The sequence below is a fragment of the Aminobacter sp. AP02 genome, assembly GCF_003148805.1.
In the GTDB taxonomy this organism is placed as follows: Bacteria; Pseudomonadota; Alphaproteobacteria; order Rhizobiales; family Rhizobiaceae; genus Aminobacter.
This window is the reverse complement of the sequence record NZ_QGGX01000002.1, coordinates 107421-125524: the sequence shown is the minus strand read 5'-3', so window position 1 is coordinate 125524 and position 18104 is coordinate 107421. Positions and strand designations below refer to the sequence as shown.

Annotated in this window: 20 protein-coding genes; 9 read left to right on the top strand and 11 right to left on the bottom strand. The window is 63.9% G+C overall.

What is annotated here, in order from left to right:
* Position 1: 1 nt before the first annotated feature.
* Both C8K44_RS02490 and C8K44_RS27655 read right to left on the bottom strand, forming a co-directional pair.
* Positions 2-529, bottom strand: coding sequence for a copper chaperone PCu(A)C (locus C8K44_RS02490; RefSeq protein WP_109574425.1), 528 nt, complete (start codon positions 527-529; stop codon positions 2-4).
* A 92-nt stretch (positions 530-621) separates the two neighbouring features.
* Positions 622-1002, bottom strand: a complete 381-nt coding sequence (locus C8K44_RS27655) for a hypothetical protein (protein WP_199226991.1) — start codon at positions 1000-1002, stop codon at positions 622-624.
* A gap of 206 nt (positions 1003-1208) precedes the next feature.
* Between C8K44_RS27655 and C8K44_RS02480 the strand changes: the two genes are divergently transcribed.
* A complete protein-coding gene (locus C8K44_RS02480; protein WP_109574182.1) occupies positions 1209-2153 on the top strand; it encodes a thioesterase family protein in 945 nt (314 codons plus the stop codon).
* Positions 2154-2221: 68 nt separating this feature from the next.
* Here the strand turns inward: C8K44_RS02480 and C8K44_RS02475 are convergent, their stop codons facing one another.
* Entirely contained in the window at positions 2222-3736 is a 1515-nt protein-coding gene (locus tag C8K44_RS02475; protein ID WP_109574181.1) for an aldehyde dehydrogenase family protein, read from the bottom strand.
* Positions 3737-4300: 564 nt separating this feature from the next.
* On the opposite strand from C8K44_RS02475, the gene C8K44_RS02470 reads away from it, so the two are divergent.
* On the top strand, positions 4301-4939 hold the full coding sequence (locus C8K44_RS02470; RefSeq protein WP_109574180.1) for a protein-L-isoaspartate(D-aspartate) O-methyltransferase: 639 nt from the start codon (positions 4301-4303) through the stop codon (positions 4937-4939).
* Here C8K44_RS02470 and C8K44_RS02465 read toward each other — a convergent pair.
* The 4 genes from C8K44_RS02465 to C8K44_RS02450 form a co-directional block, all read right to left on the bottom strand.
* Positions 4936-5511, bottom strand: coding sequence for a GNAT family N-acetyltransferase (locus C8K44_RS02465; RefSeq protein WP_109574179.1), 576 nt, complete (start codon positions 5509-5511; stop codon positions 4936-4938). The two genes, C8K44_RS02470 and C8K44_RS02465, sit on opposite strands and share 4 nt — an antisense overlap.
* Positions 5512-5614: 103 nt before the next feature.
* On the bottom strand, positions 5615-6394 hold the full coding sequence (locus tag C8K44_RS02460) for a Bax inhibitor-1/YccA family protein (RefSeq protein WP_109574424.1): 780 nt from the start codon (positions 6392-6394) through the stop codon (positions 5615-5617).
* Between the two features lie 194 nt (positions 6395-6588).
* The gene (locus C8K44_RS02455) at positions 6589-9132 is read right to left on the bottom strand and encodes an ABC transporter permease (protein WP_109574178.1); all 2544 of its coding nucleotides are present in this window, start codon (positions 9130-9132) and stop codon (positions 6589-6591) included.
* A gap of 44 nt (positions 9133-9176) precedes the next feature.
* The gene (locus C8K44_RS02450) at positions 9177-9884 is read right to left on the bottom strand and encodes an ABC transporter ATP-binding protein (RefSeq protein ID WP_109574177.1); all 708 of its coding nucleotides are present in this window, start codon (positions 9882-9884) and stop codon (positions 9177-9179) included.
* Between the two features lie 64 nt (positions 9885-9948).
* Here C8K44_RS02450 and C8K44_RS02445 point away from each other — a divergent pair, with 64 nt between their 5' ends.
* Entirely contained in the window at positions 9949-10575 is a 627-nt protein-coding gene (locus tag C8K44_RS02445; protein ID WP_109574176.1) for an arylesterase, read from the top strand.
* A gap of 133 nt (positions 10576-10708) precedes the next feature.
* Positions 10709-11305: an RNA 2',3'-cyclic phosphodiesterase gene (gene thpR, locus C8K44_RS02440; RefSeq protein ID WP_109574175.1), complete on the top strand. Its 597-nt coding sequence runs from the start codon at positions 10709-10711 to the stop codon at positions 11303-11305.
* On the opposite strand, the gene C8K44_RS02435 is transcribed toward thpR, so the two are convergent.
* Positions 11209-11727 (bottom strand): low molecular weight protein-tyrosine-phosphatase, encoded by a 519-nt coding sequence (locus C8K44_RS02435; RefSeq protein WP_109574174.1) that lies wholly within the window; start codon positions 11725-11727, stop codon positions 11209-11211. The two genes, thpR and C8K44_RS02435, sit on opposite strands and share 97 nt — an antisense overlap.
* 53 nt (positions 11728-11780) lie before the next feature.
* Between C8K44_RS02435 and C8K44_RS02430 the strand changes: the two genes are divergently transcribed.
* The 3 genes from C8K44_RS02430 to C8K44_RS02420 all read left to right on the top strand — a co-directional run bounded on the left by C8K44_RS02430 (position 11781) and on the right by C8K44_RS02420 (position 13267).
* Complete coding sequence (locus C8K44_RS02430) at positions 11781-12077, top strand: 4a-hydroxytetrahydrobiopterin dehydratase (protein ID WP_109574173.1); 297 nt, start codon at positions 11781-11783, stop codon at positions 12075-12077.
* 75 nt (positions 12078-12152) lie between these two features.
* Positions 12153-12521 carry a YkvA family protein gene (locus C8K44_RS02425; RefSeq protein WP_109574172.1) on the top strand — a complete coding sequence of 123 codons (369 nt, stop codon included), beginning with the start codon at positions 12153-12155 and terminating at the stop codon, positions 12519-12521.
* Between the two features lie 242 nt (positions 12522-12763).
* On the top strand, positions 12764-13267 hold the full coding sequence (locus C8K44_RS02420; RefSeq protein WP_109574171.1) for an invasion associated locus B family protein: 504 nt from the start codon (positions 12764-12766) through the stop codon (positions 13265-13267).
* 407 nt (positions 13268-13674) lie between these two features.
* On the opposite strand, the gene C8K44_RS02415 is transcribed toward C8K44_RS02420, so the two are convergent.
* A complete protein-coding gene (locus tag C8K44_RS02415) occupies positions 13675-14007 on the bottom strand; it encodes a DUF1294 domain-containing protein (protein ID WP_109574170.1) in 333 nt (110 codons plus the stop codon).
* 144 nt (positions 14008-14151) lie between these two features.
* On the opposite strand from C8K44_RS02415, the gene rlmN reads away from it, so the two are divergent.
* Both rlmN and C8K44_RS02405 read left to right on the top strand, forming a co-directional pair.
* Positions 14152-15387 carry a 23S rRNA (adenine(2503)-C(2))-methyltransferase RlmN gene (gene rlmN / locus C8K44_RS02410; protein WP_109574169.1) on the top strand — a complete coding sequence of 412 codons (1236 nt, stop codon included), beginning with the start codon at positions 14152-14154 and terminating at the stop codon, positions 15385-15387.
* Positions 15384-15845 carry a hypothetical protein gene (locus C8K44_RS02405; RefSeq protein WP_109574168.1) on the top strand — a complete coding sequence of 154 codons (462 nt, stop codon included), beginning with the start codon at positions 15384-15386 and terminating at the stop codon, positions 15843-15845. Before rlmN ends, C8K44_RS02405 begins: the two co-directional genes overlap by 4 nt.
* Here the strand turns inward: C8K44_RS02405 and C8K44_RS02400 are convergent.
* Both C8K44_RS02400 and C8K44_RS02395 read right to left on the bottom strand, forming a co-directional pair.
* A complete protein-coding gene (locus C8K44_RS02400; RefSeq protein WP_109574167.1) occupies positions 15826-16467 on the bottom strand; it encodes a LysE family translocator in 642 nt (213 codons plus the stop codon). The genes C8K44_RS02405 and C8K44_RS02400 overlap by 20 nt on opposite strands.
* Positions 16468-16607: 140 nt before the next feature.
* Positions 16608-17873, bottom strand: a complete 1266-nt coding sequence (locus tag C8K44_RS02395) for a Glu/Leu/Phe/Val dehydrogenase (protein WP_109574166.1) — start codon at positions 17871-17873, stop codon at positions 16608-16610.
* Between the last annotated feature and the right edge of the window lie 231 nt (positions 17874-18104).

The window sequence follows — 18104 nt, the reverse complement described above, 5'->3', positions numbered from 1 at the left end:
CTTAGTGGCCGGAGTGGTCTTGGCTCTGGCCGCCCATCTTGTCGGCCTGGAACTCGACCGTCACCGTGCCCGCCTTCTCGAAGGTCAGCGTGCCGGAGAATTTTTCGCCTTCCTTCACCGGCGCCTTCAGGCCCATGAACATGATGTGATAGGCGCCCGGCTTGAATGCGACTTCGCCGCCGGCTGGGATTTCGACGCCGCCGGTGATCTGGCGCATGGTCATAACGCCCTTGGCATCGACCGCCATCTCATGGATCTCGGCCTTGTCGGAGACGTCGGACTGGATCGAGACCAGCCGGTCCGGCTGGCTGCCGTTGTTCTTGACGGTCAGATAGCCGGCCGCGACCTTGGCGCCGGCAGGCGTTGCGCGCGACCAGGGGTGGCCGATCTCGAGATCCCCAACCTTGAAGCCATGGGCGAAGGCGTGGGTCGAGGCAAACAGCAGCATCGCGGCAAGGACGACCATGCCAAGGCGCTCTTCGATGCTGCGGAAAGACGGACGCGCGAAGGCGCGAGCGGAAGTGGTCATTGGATTCTCCAACATGATATGCGGCGCCAATGCGCGTGGCGCAATGTTCGTTTTGGTAGCGAGATCCGCGCGGTCACGCGCGGCAGGCAAGGTCAGGCTGCCAGTGGCGGCGCGCGCGGATTGCCGGGAGCATATTTTGGCGCCGTCGAAAGGTCGAGCCATGTCGCGGGAAACCGAACGACCAGCTCGACGGGCAACGCTGTCGCCAACGCCACGCCTTCGGGCGGCGTGGAGAACGCCGCAGACGTCATGTTGCAGCCGAGCGTGCAGCATTCCGGCAGGCTCGGATGTTCGCTTTTAGCCGGCGCGGTGTGCCCGCCTGCCGAGCTGATGCAGAGCGGGTTGCCGAAGATATCGAGCGGCGGTGTGCCCTGCCCGAGCGCCACGGCGCCGGCCACCGTCTGCAGGATGAGCATCAGCGCCGCGGCAAGCGCGACCCCAAACCCTGCTCCCTTGCGGCGATATCCGACCAAGCGTCGTGACCTTCAGCTTCAATGGGCCGTTCATAGCATCGACGGCATGGCCGCGAAATTAGCCGATACTGCGACATATTCTTTGATCTGGCGCATTGAACCGGTCGAGAACCCGACATTGCCGTGCCCCTGGCATCGTCCGATGCGACGATGAGCCTGCCCGTCACCGCCGCTAGCCTGATCGCATCAGGAACCGGAGGAAGGCCATGACGGCAAGCACATCGGGGCTGCGCGATGTCTGGCGTGGCGGCGTCGCCACCTGGGAATGCGACGAGATGGGCCACATGAACACGCGCTTTTATGTGGCGCGCTGCGTGGAAGCCGCCGCCATGCTATTCGGGCTTTCCGGTCTGCCCCGCCTGTTCGCGCCCGGCTCCGATACGACGTTGGCTATCAGGACCATGCACATACGCTTCCTGCGCGAAGCACGTGCCGGCACGTCGATGCACATTTCCGCTGGCTTTACGTCAGTCGGCGACGGTACTGCGGAAGTCGTCGCCATGATGTTCGACAGCGCATCGGGCGAATGCGCGGCGACCTTCCGCATCGGGCTCGGCCACATCGCCGTTGCCGACCGCACTGCACGTGCCTGGCCGGAAGCCGTTGCGACCCGGATCGCAGACGAACTCGTGGAGACGCCGAAGCTGGCGATGCCTCGCGGCACGGGAGAACTGTTTGCCGAGACATCGGCCTCCGGCGCGCGGGCGGATGAGCTGAGCCTGCGCCAGCTTGGCCAGGGTGCCGTGCTGCAACCGGCCTGCGATAACAATGGAAAGATGCTGCCGCACGCCTTCGTCGGCGCCATTGCCGACAGCGTCCGCAACATCATCACGCCGCTGCGCGAACTCTGTGCCCGCCACAGCGACCGCGGCGGACCGCACTTTGGTGCTGCGGCGCTCGAATTCCTGATCCGGATCGACGACCTACCTGGCAATGGCGATTGCTGGGAGGTGCGCTCGGGCCTTGCCCGCGCCGACGGCCGCACCATGGACATCGTCAACTGGATGCTCGACCCGTTCTCCGGCCACGCCTTCGGCACCATGGAGGTGGTCGCCATCTGCTTCGACCTGGAAACGCGCCGGCTGCTGCCCATCGCGCCGGCAGCGCAGGCCGAGCTGGCGGGCTGGATCGTGCCCGGCCTCGCGCTCTGAGCCGCAGAGACAAAAACGCCGCCCGCTTTCGCGGACGGCGCTTGATGTCAGGCAGGCTGGGCTACGGCTCAGTCGATGTCGAAGGACACGCCCTGGGCGAGCGGCAGGGCCTTGGAGTAGTTGACCGTGTTGGTGGCGCGGCGCATGTAGGCGCGCCAGGCGTCCGAACCGGACTCGCGGCCACCGCCGGTTTCCTTTTCGCCGCCGAACGCACCGCCGATCTCCGCGCCCGAGGTGCCGATATTGACGTTGGCGATGCCGCAGTCCGAACCCTCGACCGACAAGAAGCGCTCGGCCTCCTGCAGGTCGAGCGTGAAGATCGACGACGACAGGCCGGCACCGACGGCATTGTGCAGGTCGAGCACGGCGTCGAAGTCGGAATACTTCATCACATAGAGGATCGGCGCGAAGGTCTCTTCCAGCACCGGGCCAACCTGGCCGGGCATCTCGACAAGGGCCGGCTTGACGTAATAGGCGCCGTCATGGCCCTGGTCGACGCGCGCACCGCCGGTGATGGCGCCGCCGTGCTCGGCCGCACCCTTGAGCGCCTTCTGCATGCCGTCAAAGGCCGCCCTGTCGATCAGCGGGCCGACGAGCGAAGACGTCTCCAGCGGACTGCCGACCGAAACGCTCTCATAGGCCTTCTTCAGGCGCGGCACGAGCTGGTCGTAGACGCTGTCATGGACAAACAGCCGGCGCATGGTGGTGCAGCGCTGGCCAGCGGTGCCCATGGCGCCGAAGGCAATCGCCCGCAATGCCATGTCGAGATTGGCCGAGGGGCAAACGATGCCGGCATTGTTGCCGCCGAGCTCGAGGATGGCGCGGGCGAAACGTTTTGCCAGGCGCGGGCCGACGTCGCGGCCCATGCGGGTCGAGCCGGTGGCCGACACCAGCGGCACCTTGGGGTGGTCGACCAGCACCTCGCCGACGGCACGGTCGCCGATCAGCACCTGCGACAGGCCTTCGGGCGCGTCCGTGCCGAAGCGTCTTGCGGCGCGCTCGAAGATCGCCTGGCAGGCAAGGGCGGTCAGCGGTGTCTTTTCCGACGGCTTCCACACCACCGAATTGCCGCAGACAAAGGCGAGTGCCGCGTTCCACGACCACACCGCGACCGGGAAGTTGAAGGCCGAGATGACGCCGACGACGCCGAGCGGATGCCAGGTTTCCATCATCCGGTGGCCGGCACGCTCGGTGGCGATGGTAAGACCATAGAGCTGGCGCGACAGGCCGACGGCGAAGTCGCAGATGTCGATCATTTCCTGGACTTCGCCGAGGCCCTCGGACGGGATCTTGCCGACTTCGATCGATACCAGGCGGCCGAGATCGGCCTTGGAAGTGCGCAGTTCCTCGCCCAGCAGGCGCACCAGTTCGCCGCGCTTGGGCGCCGGCACGTTGCGCCAGGCCTTGAACGCCTTGTCGGCGCACTCGATGGCCTTGCCCGCCTCAACAGGCGAAATCGAGCGCAGTGCGCCGATCTGTTCGCCCGTCACCGGGCTGCGCACGATCAGGTCGCCGCCGCCAAAATCGCCCCTGGCAACACCCAGCCGCTCGAGAAGGGCAGCCGTTTCGCTGGTCACGTTCATGCTGAATTCCTTTCCTCGTTCCTCACCCGCCCCGGGCCGTTTGGCGCGGCTTTGCCAGCACGTTGCCAGCCGGGGCATCATCGTTTCGTTTCTCATCGGCAGCGAGCCGGGAGACGCTTGGCACTGCCTATAGCCTGTTCGCCCCCCTGAGCGCCACACCAGTCATTGCGGCGCGAACGCTGACCGGCGCTTTGGCCCGATGTGGTCCACAAGCCCAGCGGTGAATCGCGGGCCGAAGATGTCGATGCTGGGGAGGGGCTGAAAAAACAACACCCGCCGGGGGAGGAGGTCCGGCGGGTGTCGTATTTGTGGCCAGCGTCTGGGAGGAGGTAGGCGCTGACCTATTCGTCGGAAACCTGGGAGGAGGTAGGCCCGACAAATTCGATGCCCCATATCTAGCTCCGGTGAGCCGGGAATTAAAGTGTTGATATTGCATAGGAGCTTTGCATTTTGTGCAATGCAGCACTGCCTGTCGCATTGCAACATCAAGGGAACGCTACGGCAACCACGCCATGACGGAACCTTGCGCCTCCGCCCCAGTTAAAGGGCAACGGCAGGCAGGCCATGATCGACTACCGGGCGGCACGCCTCAGAATGATCGAATACCAGATCGCCCGGCGCGGCATGACCGACCTGGCGGTGCTGGAAGCCATGTCTGCGGTGCCGCGCGAGGAATTCGTGCCGCTTCAGCTTCGCGACCATGCCCACGAAGATACGGCTTTGCCCATCGCCCATGGCCAGACGATTTCGCAGCCCTACATCGTGGCGCTGATGGCGCAGGCGGCGGAGCTGCGAGCCGGCGACACCGTCCTGGAGATCGGCACCGGTTCGGGATACGCGGCAGCCGTGATGGCCGAGATCGCGGGGCGCGTGGTCACGATCGAACGCATCGACACGCTGGCTGAAGCCGCGCGGGCCCGGTTGCAACGGCTGGGTTACACAAATGTCGAAGTTATCTCGGGCGACGGAACAGCGGGATGCGACCGCCACGCGCCGTTCGACGCCATATTGTCGGCCGCAGGCACCCGCAAGGTACCCCGGGCCTGGAAACAGCAGTTGGCGACCGGCGGCCGACTGATCCTGCCGCTCGGCCCGCTCGGCGACCAGCAATTGGTCAAGATCACGCGCCTGGGCGAGAACGCCTACAGCCAAAGCGCCCTCGTCGGCGTGCGTTTCGTGCCGCTGATTGCGGGGCTTGGCTAGCCCTTGCCGCCCTTTGCCCGGAACCTGCGCTCCGGCATTGAGTTGGCATCAGGCGGAAGCGCGTTGCCCCCGTTCATCGCCAGCTGCATGAACACGGTGTCGAGCCAGCGGCCATGCTTATAGCCCGAGCCTTCCATGCGCCCTGTGTGGTGGAAACCGAGACGCTCATGCAGCCGCACCGACGCGCTTTCGGCATGGCCGTCGCCGATGACGGCGACGATCTGGCGGAAACCAAGCGCGGTCGACTCGTCGATCAGCGCCTGCATCAGCGCCTTGCCAATGCCCGCACCCTTGGCCTCGGGTGCGATGTAGATCGAATCCTCAACGATGAACCGATAGGCCGGACGCGCCCTGAACGGCCCCGCATAGGCGTAGCCTATGATCGCGCCATCGCGTTCGGCGACGAGATAGGGGTAGCCGCCGTCCATCAGCGCCTCGAAGCGCTCGCCCATCTCGGCACGATTAGGTGGCGCCAGTTCATAGCTGGCCGTGCCGTTCAGCACGGCATCGGCATAGATCCGCGTGATCTGATCGAGGTCGTCCGGCAAGGCGTGTCGTATTGTAATGCTCATTTTTTAGGCAACCATTTCTTCTGCCTTCATATGAGCAAAAATCGCCGCAAATGAAAAGGGCGGCCGTTAGGCCGCCCTTCAAATCAAGACTGGTCCAGCAGTGTTATTCGCGGTTGCCCAGGAACGACAGCAGGAACGAGAACAGGTTGATGAAGTCGAGATAGAGCGTGAGTGCGCCCATGATCGCCTTGCGGCCGGAAACGAGCACGTCGTCACCGTCGAAATACATCTCCTTGATCTTCTGCGTGTCGTAGGCCGTCAGGCCCGCGAACACGAGCACGCCGATCGCCGAGATGGCGAACTGCAGGGCCGAGGACTGCAGGAAGATGTTGACCACCATCGCGATCAGGATGCCGAACACGCCCATGATCAGGAACGAGCCCATGGCGGTCAGGTCACGCTTGGTCGTGTAGCCGAACAGCGACAGTGCGCCGAAGGCGGCAGCGGTCACGAAGAAGGTCTGCACGATGCTTGCGCTGGTGTAGACCAGGAAGATCGACGACAGCGACAGGCCCATCAGGCCGGCGAAGACCCAGAACGCGGTCTGCGCGCCGGAGACGCTCATCGACTGGATGCGGGCGCTCAGGAAAAACACCATGCCGATCGGTGCCAGCATGACGACCCACTTCAGCGGCGAACCGTAGAGCGCGACGCCGAGGCTGGTCAGCATCTTGCCGTTGCCCATCGTTGCCACGGCGGTGGCCGGATCATTGGTGGTCGCCAGCATCATAGTGCCGAACGCAGCCAGGCCGGTGATGACGAGACCGAGTGCCATAAGGTTGTAAACCTTCAGCATGTAGGCGCGCAGGCCCTCGTCGATCGACGCGTCGATGCGGCTTCCTGCCGTCGCCATGCGCGTCTGGTAGTTTCTAAAGTCGGACATGGTTTCCTCTGTTGCTTCTGCCCCGTCGGGTGTCAGGCCGAAACCCAGGCGCCGCTGGCGGGACTCCAGCATGCCTCCGGCGAAATATGATGGTTCTTTCTGGTCTAAACAAGGCCCGTTACGGCTTGAAACCCGCTGTGAGGGCACATTTCTCATACAAATGTCGTTGAAGTCCAGCCCAAAGAACCATTTTGCTACTCGTTGCGCAGCACAGGTGCCGCCTTGTGGCCAAGCACGCGCCAGGTTCCGACGAGGCCGAAGCCGACCGTCAGCACCAGGGCGAAGGCGATCGTTGCGACCGCGACCTCGGGCAGGAACGACGATGGCAGCGTCATGATTCGGGCCACGACGAACCATGCGGCGACCCCGCCGGCGGCAAGCGCAAACACCGCCGTGGCAAGGCCGATGAGCATGTATTCAAGCGAAAACGCCGATATCAGCGTCCGCCGCGTCGCCCCCAGCGTCTTCAGGATCACCGCATCATGGATGCGCGCGCGGTTGCCGGCGGCGAGCGCGCCGGCCAGCACCAGTACCGAGGCGATCAGGGCCACGCCGGCAGCCGCGCGGATTGCCGTGCCAAGCTGGGCGACGAGCCGGTTGACGACGTCGAGCGCGTCTTTCACCCGCACCGTGGTGATCGTGGGATAGCTGCGCGTCACCGAATTGAGGATGCGCGATTCGTCGGCCGGTGCCGCCTTGTCTTCGGTCAGCGTGGCGAGCCAGCTGTGCGGCGCACCGGCGAATGTGTTGGGCGAAAACACCATGACGAAGTTGATGCCCATCGATTCCCACTGCACTTCGCGGAAATTGGCGATCCTGGCGCTGACGTTTCGGCCAAGCACATTGACCGTCACCATGTCGCCAAGCTTGAGGCCAAGTTCGCGCCCTTCCTGTGCGGAAAACGACACCAGCGGCTCGCCCGAATAGTCGGCCGGCCACCACGTGCCTTGCGACAGAGTCGAATTCTCCGGCAGGTTCTTCGCGTAGGTCAGGCCGCGGTCGCCGCGCAGCACCCATGCGCCTTCCGGCGGCACGTTGAGCTTTTGCACGTCGGTGCCGTTGAGCGCCATGACACGGCCGCGCAGCATCGGCACCCGCACAAGCTTGCCGCCAGGCGCCTCGGCCTCGACCAATTTGGCGAAAGCATCGACCTCGCCTGGCTGGATGTCGACGAAGAAGAAGTTCGGCGCGCGTTCGGGCAGGCTGCCAGCGATCTGACGGCGCAGATTGCCGTCGATCAGCGCCAGCATCACGAGAAGCGTCAGCCCGAGACCGAGCGACAGCACCACCGACGGCGTCAGCGCGCCCGGCCGGTGAATGTTGCCGATCGCCAGCCGAAGGGCCGTCGAGCGCACACGCGGGCTCTTGCGCGCCAGCCATTGCACGGCACTGGCCACGGCACGCAGCACCAGGAACGAAAAGACGGTGGCGCCGATAAAGATGGTGGCGATGCGGCGGTCGCCGGCAAACCAGATGGCGAGCAGCGCAAGCAGAGCCGCAATGCCTAGCGCGGTCGCGATATAGACAAGCCTTGGCAGCCCGCGACCCTCGAACCCCATCTCGCGGAAAAGTGCTGTCGCGGGTACATCGCGGGCACGGCCGAGCGGCAGAATGGCAAAGGCAAGCGTGACCAGGATGCCGAACAGCGCCGCCATGGCAAGCGCGGCGGGATAGACGCCCGCTTCGGCCGGAACGGGGATGACCGATTGCAGCGCGGCACTTGCCGCGAACGGCATCAGCGCGCCGAGCACGAGCCCGATGACAACACCGACGGCTGCGATCAGCAGGATCTGGATGAGATAGACGCTCAGCACGAAACCGCCCGAGGCACCCAGGCTTTTGAAGGTAGCGATGACGCCGCGCTTGCCGTCGAGATAGGCCCGCACGGCGTTGGCCACGCCGACCCCGCCGACCACGAGCGACGTCAGCCCGACCAGAGTCAGGAACTCGGTGAAGCGCTCGATATTGGCCGAAAGTGCCGGTGCGGCGTTGGTGCGGGTGCGCACGCTCCAGCCGGCCTCGGGGAATTCGGCCTTCGCGCGTTCGCGCACAGCGTTGACCTCGGCCTCGCTCGTGCCCACTGGCAGGCGGATCTTGTAGGCGTGCTCGACAAGGCTGCCCGGCTGGACCAGGCCGGAAGCGGTCAGGCCCTCCATGGAAACCAGCAAGCGTGGCGCAAAGCCAAAGCCGTCAGAAACCGCATCGGGCTCGCTCAAGAGCGTTGCCCTGAGCTCAAAGGTCGAGCCGCCAAGCTTGATGCGATCACCGAGCTTGAGATTGAGCCGTTCGAACAACAGGTCCGGCGCCACGGCGCCGAAGACGCCCGACTTTTCGGCAAACAGCTGGTCGCGCGGCAGCGCCGGTTCGGTGATCAACGCCCCGTAGAGCGGATAGGCGCCGTCCACGGCCTTGGCCTCGACCAGAGACTGGTCGGAACCGTCCTCCAGCCGCGCCATCGAGCGCATGCCGGCGTTGTGCGACACGGTTCCGAGGCTTTCGAGGAAAGCCAGCTCCTTGGTGGTCGCCTCGCGCTGGATCAGCTGGAAGCGGATATCGCCACCGAGCAGCGCCTGGCCTTCGCTGGCAACGCCGGCGGTAATGGCACGCGCCACCGAATTGACCCCTCCGATGGCGGCCACGCCAAGGGCAATGCATGTCAGGAAGATCAGGAAGCCGCGCAGACCGCCGCGCATTTCACGCGAGGCGAAGCGAAAGGCGAGAGGCAGGTCCTTCAGCATGGGCGCACCGCAATGCCGAATGAGTAGGTCACGTCGTCCATTGTCTATGCCCGCACTTTCTCGGCAACTTGGGCCACGGCGGGCACCTCGATCCGCCCGGAGCGCATCGCCACCTGCCGGTCGCAACGGGCGGCGAGAGCGGGATCGTGCGTAACCAGAACCAGGGTCATGCCACGCTCGGCTGCCTTGGCGAACAAAAGGTCGGCGATCTGGCGGCCAGTCGCCTGGTCGAGATTGCCGGTCGGCTCGTCCGCGATCAGGATGCGCGGCTCCGGCGCCAGGGCACGCGCTATAGCCACGCGCTGCTGCTCGCCGCCCGACAGTTCGCCGGGATAGTGCGTCACGCGATCGGCGAGACCGACCGCTGCCAGTTCACGCGCGGCGATGGCGAAAGCGTCGCGCTTGCCGGCCAGCTCGAGTGGCACGGCGACGTTTTCGAGCGCCGTCATGTTGGGGATCAGGTGGAAAGACTGGAACACGATGCCGATGTTGCGGCCACGAAACGATGCGATCTGGTCTTCGCTACGGCCGTTGAGCAGCTCGCCGGCGATTTGTACCGTTCCCGAATCGACCCGCTCCAGACCGGCCAGCACCATCAGCAGCGTCGACTTGCCAGATCCCGAAGGTCCGACGATCCCGGTCGCCTCACCGGCGGCAACGTCGAGGCTCACGCCCTTGAGCACGTGAACTGATGAGGGCCCCGTGCCGAGCGTCAGCGATACGTCTCTCAGTTCGATGACTGCTTCTGTCACGGCAAATATGTCCTATATGAAAATTGCTGGGCGGGGACCGTCTTCGTCATATCGGGTCTAATTCATGGCTTTCAAACAACTGTTCGCCGCCGCCCTGTTTATTCTTGCTACAGCTCTGGGCGCGCCGGCGTCGGCGGAGCCGTTTCGTATCGTAGGACTCGGCGACAGCCTGATGGCCGGCTACGGCCTTGGCCCTGGCGAGGGTTTTCCCGAAAAACTGGAAGCCGCGCTACGCGCCCGCGGTCACGATGTGGTGATCGCCAATGCCGGCGTGTCGGGCGACACCACCAGCGGCGGGCTCTCGCGCCTCGATTGGTCGGTGCCAGACGGCACGCAACTGGTGATACTCGAACTCGGCGCCAACGACATGTTGCGCGGCATCGCGCCCGGAATCACCGAAAAGAACCTCGACGCGATGATCTCGCGCCTCAAGCAGCGCAACATCCCGGTGCTGCTCGCCGGCATGCGCGCGGCACCGAATCTCGGCGCCGACTACCAGGCGGCCTTCGACGGCATCTATCCGCGCCTTGCCGAAAAATACGGTGTCGCGCTCTACCCGTTCTTCCTCGACGGCGTCGTCGCCGACCGGAAGCTTTTGCTCGAAGACGGCATGCACCCGAGCGCCGAAGGTATCGAGCGCATGGTCGAGAATGCGCTGCCGACGGTGGAGAAAGCAATTGCGACCAAGTGAACTGTACAATGCGACGTTGCAACACACCACGTGTAGCAACGAAACAGCAAGTGCTGAACAAACCACTTGCCGAGCGCCGCGATCGATGATTCGCTGAGGCTACGGATTGCGATTCGAGGAAGGGAGCCTGGCCATGCCGCGACTTTTCACCGCCCTCGAGATTCCGCGTGACGCCGCACTATCGTTGTCCCTGCTCAGGGGCGGCCTGTCGGGCGCTCGCTGGATCGATGTCGAGAACTACCACCTCACCTTGCGTTTCTTCGGCGATATCGAAGGCCATGTCGCCGACGAGATCGTCGATGCGCTCGACCGTGTCGACCGCGCCGGTTTTTCGCTCACGCTGTCGGGGGTCGGAGCCTTCGGACAGAAAAAGCCGCATGCGGTCTGGGCGGGCGTCATGCCGTCACCGGGCCTGAATGCTCTGCAGGCCGAAATCGAGCGCATCAGCAAGCGCCTCGGTCTGCCGATTGATCCGCGCAAGTTCACTCCGCATGTCACGCTGGCTCGGCTGAGGAACACCAGCCCGCTCGACGTCGCGCACTACCTGTCGGCGCGCGGCAACTTCGCCACCCTGCCCTTCCGTGTCGGCCGCTTCGTCTTGATGTCGTCGCGCGACTCGGTCGGCGGCGGTCCCTACATCGTCGAGGAGGCGTGGCCGCTCAATGGCACGGACGCTCGCGCGGCGAGCCGTTCGGCAAGCGCCTCCGAGGCCTCGCGGATCATGCGGTAGACCGCAACGAACCCGTCTTCACCGCCGTAATAGGGATCGGGCACGTCTTGTGCCCGGCCTGTGGCGTGACCCAGGAAAAGCGCAACCCGCCCACTGCCCTGTTGCGGTGCGAGCGCGTTGAGGTCGTCGACATTCGAGCGGTCCATGCCGAGGATGAGGTCGAAGCTGTCGAAATCGCTGGCCACAACCTTGCGCGCCTGCTGCGCCGATATGTCGATGCCGTGCAGTGCGGCGATATCGATCGAGCGCGGATCGGGCGCCGAGCCGGCGTGCCAGCCGCCGGTTCCGGCGGAATCGATCGTGTAAGCGTCTTCCAGGCCGCGTTCGGCAAGTACGGCGCGAAACACGCCCTCGGCCAGCGGCGAACGGCAAATATTGCCAAGGCAGACGAAGAGGATGGATTTTACCGGCTTCTCGCTCATCGTTCCCGCGCTATGCTGGTGAGGGGGGACTTCGATTACCACGGGAGCGTGAAATGGCCAGAGAGAAACTTGAACCCGCCGAACTGAAACGAGCCCTTGAGGAGCTCGGTGGCTGGACGCTAGCCGCCGATGGGCTGTCGATGTCGCGCAGCTTCGTGTTCAAGAATTTCAGCGAGGCCTTCGCCTTCATGACCCGCGTGGCACTTGTCGCCGAGAAGATGGACCATCATCCCGACTGGTCCAACGTCTACAAGACCGTCGACGTCAAGTTGAACACCCATGACGCCGGCGGGCTGACCGAACTCGACTTCAAGTTGGCAAAGCGCATGAACAGCTATTTCGGTTCCTGAGGGCGGCATCTTGCAGCGCGGCCTCGACTTTCCCACATCCATGGCAAATAGGTTCGGACAAAGGAGACTGTCTGGATGGTGAAAATCCCTGGCTTTGACGGCTTCCGCGGCGGCACCAACGATGCTGCGCCAAGCGAGGAAGAAGTGCGCGAAAAGTTCTGGCGCACCGCCAAGCGCGCCGCGCGTCATGTGCCGTTCATGGAAGAAGTCGTTGCGGCCTATTATTGCGCCATGGACAAACAGACCCCGCTCCGTGCCAAGGGCATCCTTTTGGCAGCGCTCGGCTATTTCATCCTGCCTGTCGACACTATCCCCGACGTCATCCTCGGCCTCGGCTTCACCGACGACATCGCCGTGTTGACGGCAGCGATCACCGCGGTGCGCGCGCACATGACTCCCGCGCACCGGCTTGCCGCCAGGGAAGCGCTGTCGCAGGACTGGTAAGGCATGGGCCGGCCTGTTTCACCCTGAAACGAAAAGTCAAACTGTTGCCGTTTTCGTGGTTTTCAACCGTATCAGGGACAAGTTGCCTGTTTTTCGACAGGCAGTTAGGCGGGGTTCCACATGGCGGCGTGTCCTTTGTGCAAGGACATTCACCCTTTGGTAACCCAGATTAAATCAAAATGAAGCGAACGGGCGGGCGCGCAGTCGGCCTGCCCCGCTCCATTTTAGGTACAGGAAAAGCGATGCGCGGTTTGATAGCTACAATTTCGGGTCTGGTGCTTGCCGTGTCGGCAATGCCGGCGCTCGCCCAGTCGGCGACCAAGATCGGTCAGCACAACGCCTGGGGCACCTACAGCTACCAGGCACAGAACGGCAAGGTTTGTTACGTGCTGACGGTGCCGACCGACAAGCAGCCGCCGACGCTCGACCATGGCGACATGTTCTTCTTCGTCAGCCAGCGCCCGGGCCAGAAGGTCTCGTTCGAGCCGCAGTTCATCGCCGGCTACAATTTCCAGGAAAACTCCAAGGTCTCCGTGACCATCGGTGACAAGTCGTTTTCGATGTTCACCAAGGGCAAGTCCGCCTGGGTCGAGAACGCTGCGGAAGAGCCGGCCCTGATTGCTGCCATGCGCGGTGGTTCGGACATGAAGGTGGCGGCCAAATCGGGCCGCGGCAACCCCACCACCTATGTCTTCTCGCTCAAGGGCATTTCAGCCGCGCTCGGCTCGATCGCCACCTGCAAGTAAGAACCGCAAAACAAGCGGATCCACGAGAGCCGGGCAACAAATGCCCGGCTTTTTCATTTTGGGGGAACGAGTTGAAGGTCATCGACGGCACCCGGACGCATCTCGATGCCGCAGCATCGATCTGGGCGCGAGCTACCGCCGCCCGAGACAATGACGACGATCCGGCGACGCTCGAGGAGGCGCGGCCGGTCATCGAGAGGGTGCTCGGGCCTGACGCGCTGCTGCTGGTGTCCGAGACCGCTGCGCCGGGGCGGCTTCCACGAGGTTCGCCTATCTGTCTATGCCGACAACGAGCGCGCCGTGCGGCTCTACGAGCGCATGGGCTGGCATGCCGACGGAGTGCCGGTGCCGCACGCCCGCACCGGCCGGTTGGAAAAGCGCTATGTGTTGCCCCTGGCCTGAAAGGCTCAAGAAACTGTCGGCCCGCGCGACAGCAACATCAGCCCTTCGACCCATTGCGGCGCGATCAGCCAGATCGCCAATGCGGTGACGGCGACCGCCTGTAGCAACACGATGCCATAGAGACGCGACCGGAACGGCTCCTTGCGCGTCTTGTGCCTGAACAAATGCTGGGCCGCGACCGCACCGAGACTGCCGCCGGCAAAGGCGAGCCAGAGCAGGGTTTTTTCGGGGATTCGCCGCGCCCCATTGCGTGCACATCGCTTGTCGAGCCAGAAAGCGGCGAACGCAGCGCCGTTGACGGCGAGCACCACCATGACGATATGGAAGATGTTGCTCATCGGCCCAGCATCCCGGCCAATGCCTAACAGAGTGCAAAGCTGCGGCACAAATGCATGGCCGCCAAAACGTGACGCGGCGACAGACCTGTGATATGTCGCCCCAAAATCCTACATTTGCCGCGATATGAACCTAGCTGAGCCCGAATGACCCTTTCGCTCGACCTCACCACCGATGCTACCCGAGACGCGCTGCGCGCCCGCGCGGCTGCGCCCGTCAAGGAGTCGCTGATCGGCCTCACCCGCGAGGAGCTTGCCGAAGCCCTGATCACCTCCGGCATCGTTCCCGAGCGCCAGGCCAGGATGCGCGTCCAGCAACTCTGGCACTGGCTTTACGTCCGCGGCGTCTCCGACTTCGCCGACATGTTCAACATCTCCAAGGACCTGCGCGCCGAACTGGCCAAGCACTTCAACATCGCGCGCCCCGAGATCGTCGAGGAGCAGATTTCCTCCGACGGCACGCGCAAGTGGCTGTTTAGGTTTCCGCCGCGTGGCGCCGGTCGCCCTGTGGAGATCGAGACCGTCTACATTCCCGAGGAAGGCCGCGGCACGCTGTGCATCTCGTCCCAGGTCGGCTGCACGCTGACCTGCTCGTTCTGCCACACCGGCACGCAGAAGCTGGTGCGCAACCTGACTGCGGAAGAAATCCTGACGCAGCTGATGACCGCGCGCGACCGGCTGGGCGACTTCCCCGACCGCAACACGCCCGACGGCGCGATCGTGCCGGCCGAGGGCCGCAAGATCTCCAACATCGTCATGATGGGCATGGGCGAGCCGCTCTACAATTTCGAGGCGGTGAAGAAGGCGCTGCTGATCGCTTCCGACGGCGACGGCCTTTCCTTGTCCAAGCGCCGCATCACGCTGTCGACCTCGGGCGTGGTGCCGGAAATCTTCCGCACCGGCGAGGAAATCGGCGTCATGCTGGCGATCTCGCTGCACGCCACCAACGACGATTTGCGCGACCTGCTCGTGCCGATCAACAAGAAGTACCCGCTCAAGGAGCTGATCGAGGCCTGCCGCGCCTATCCCGGCCTGTCGAACGCGCGCCGCATCACCTTCGAATATGTGATGCTCAAGGACGTCAACGACTCCCTCGAGGATGCCAAGGCGCTGGTCAAGCTGTTGCGCGGCGTTCCCGCCAAGATCAACCTGATCCCGTTCAACCCGTGGCCCGGCACCAATTACCAGTGCTCGGACTGGGAGCAGATCGAAAAGTTCGCCGACTACATCAACAATGCCGGCTACGCCTCGCCGATCCGCACCCCGCGCGGCCGCGACATCCTCGCCGCCTGCGGCCAGCTCAAGTCGGAATCCGAGCGCATGAAAAAGACCGAGCGCCTGGCGCTCGAGGCGATGATGATCGCTGGACACGGCGAGGCGTGAACCGCTTCCTGCTCTACCTCGGCAAATTCGCGCACATGGTGCTGGGCTATCTCGCGGCGGCGCTTGCCGCCGGCGCCTTCCTGAGCGTGGTTTTCCTTGGAGCGACAAGGCTCGCGACGCTTGACATGCCGCCCGAAGTCATCAGCGGATCGATGATCTTTTCGATACCCTTCACCGCGCTTGTCGTCGCGTATTTCGCCTTCATACCAGCGATCGTGGTCATGGTGCTCGCCGAACTGCTGGGCAAGCGCGACTGGCTGTTCTACACACTGGCCGGCGGGTTTGTCGGCCTGGTGTTGGACGGCCTCGCCTACCAGGGTGGCAACCCGGATTTCGCCTACATGGCCCCGCTGGTGCCGGTTTCCATCATCGGGGCTGGCCTCGTCGGCGGCATAGCCTACTGGTTCGTCACCGGCCGCTTTGCCGGGACGTTGCGCCCTACTTCGCCTGCGCCGTAAGGATCTTCAGCGCGAAGGCCGAAAACACACCTGCAAACAGGTAATCGACGACGCGCGTCACGCGCGGGCTCTTCTTGAGCAGGCCGGCGAACTTGTCGGCGGCAATCACCATGGGTGCCGTGATCGGCAGCGACAGGATGATGAACATCGCGCCGAGGAAGAACAGCTTTCCCGGTGCATTGGTGTCGTGCGCGGAAACGAACTGCGGCAGGAAAGTCATGAAGAACAGGATGATCTTCGGGTTGAGCAGGTTGATGCCAAGCCCGGTCGCCCAGTTCTGGAACGTCGAGCGCGGCTCGCGCTTGGCGGTGTCGGGAGAAAAGGCCGAACCCTTGGTAACCGCCTGGAAGGCAAGCCAGACGAGATAGCCCGCACCGGCGATCTTGAGCGCCATGAAGGCTTGCGGCGAAGCGACGATCAGCGCCGACAGCCCGAGCGCCACGAGCGTGGTGTGGAAGACGATGCCCGTCATCGCACCGGCCATGCAGGCAAAGCCCGCCTTGCGGCCTTCCGACAGCGCCCGGCCGACAAACAAGGTCATGTCGGGACCAGGCGTGATCGCGATGATGAAGGTCGCGATCGCAAACTGGATGATGGTCGACCAATCGGGAATGAAGGACATTGTCGGGCCACCGGTTGCGCCTGAAAGGCAAGGGTTGTCAGGATTTCCGGCAGAAGACCTACCCGCACCATTTCGGCGCTTCAACCGGAAAGTTGCGGTCCAGGAAGCCGCCGGACCTCTCGATCCGGCGGCTTGATGGCTCAGCTCGCGAAGTAGTTTTGCGTGCCGTGGGCTTCGATCGCCTCGCCGAGACGCGCGAGCGCATGCACGTAGGCTGCGGTACGCACTGACACGTCCTTGGCCTTGGCAACGTCCCAGATGGCACGGCCCTCGCGTTCCATGATGGTGCGCAGGCGGTCGTGGATCTCGTCGATCGCCCAGTAATAGCCCTGACGGTTCTGTACCCACTCGAAGTAGGAGACGGTGACGCCGCCGGCATTGGCCAGGATGTCGGGCAGGACGACGATTCCCTTTTTCTCCAAAACCTCGTCCGCTTCCGCGGTGACCGGGCCGTTGGCCAGTTCGAGCACGATGCGTGCCCTGACCTGGTCGGCATTGTCGATGCGGATCATGTTCTCCAGCGCCGACGGCACCAGAATGTCACACTCGACGCCCAGCAGCGCATCGCCGTAGAGCAATTCATGGCCGGCGTGGCCAGCTGTCGTGGTGACCGAGCGGCCGCTGTCCTTGGCGACGAACAGCCGGTCTAGGTCGAGCCCGCCAGCAGCCTTCACGGCACCTTCGGAGTCGGAAACCGCGACGATCTTGTGACCGTCCGAGGCGAGCAGGCGTGCAATGTGCTGGCCGGCGTTGCCGAAGCCCTGCACGGCGATGCGCAGGCTGCCCTTGAGGCCGAGTTCTTCGGCAAGGTGACGCACGAGGTAGTAGCCGCCGCGCGCGGTGGCGTCGCCACGGCCGAGCGAACCGCCCAGTGCCAGCGGCTTGCCGGTGATGACGGCGGGCGAGGCCTGGCCGACGATCTGGGCATACTCATCGGCCATCCAGCCCATGATCATCGAATTGGTGTAGACGTCTGGTGCGGGGATGTCGCGGTCGGGACCGATGATACGGGCAAACGCCTGGATGTAGGCGCGCGACAAACGCTCCAGCTCCGCCTTGGACAGCTTGCGCGGGTCGACCTGCACGGCACCCTTGCCGCCGCCATAGGGCAGGTTCATCACGGCGCACTTGAAGGTCATCCAGAAGGCCAGCATCTCGACCTCGTCGGCCGTCGACTCCGGATGAAAGCGGATGCCGCCCTTGGTCGGTCCGCGCGTGTCGTCGTAGCGGCAGCGCCAGGCGATGAAGGATTTGCGCGATCCGTCGTCCATGCGGATCATCAGACGGGCCTTGGTGGTCTCGCGGGCAAATTTCAGTTTCTCGATAACGTCAGCATCGACGTTCAGGTGTTTTGCCGCCTCATCAAGGCGCACGAGTGCATGATCGAGAAGACTGACTTCTGACATATAAAACTTCCTAACCTGATCAATGAAATTGCAGTTCGGCGAGCGACTGAAAAATCGCCTGCGGTGGCCTGCACAAATTTTGATCAGAACTCAATGCCGTACAAAGACGCAGGCTGCCGCAAGGTCATCTGCCTCGAGCATCGGAGCGCCCGATCAGCCGAAAATTCCGTGCATTTTCGGGGCCCGTGTCATTTCCCGCGCCCTAGTGGTCCAGGCGAGGATTCCTGTTGG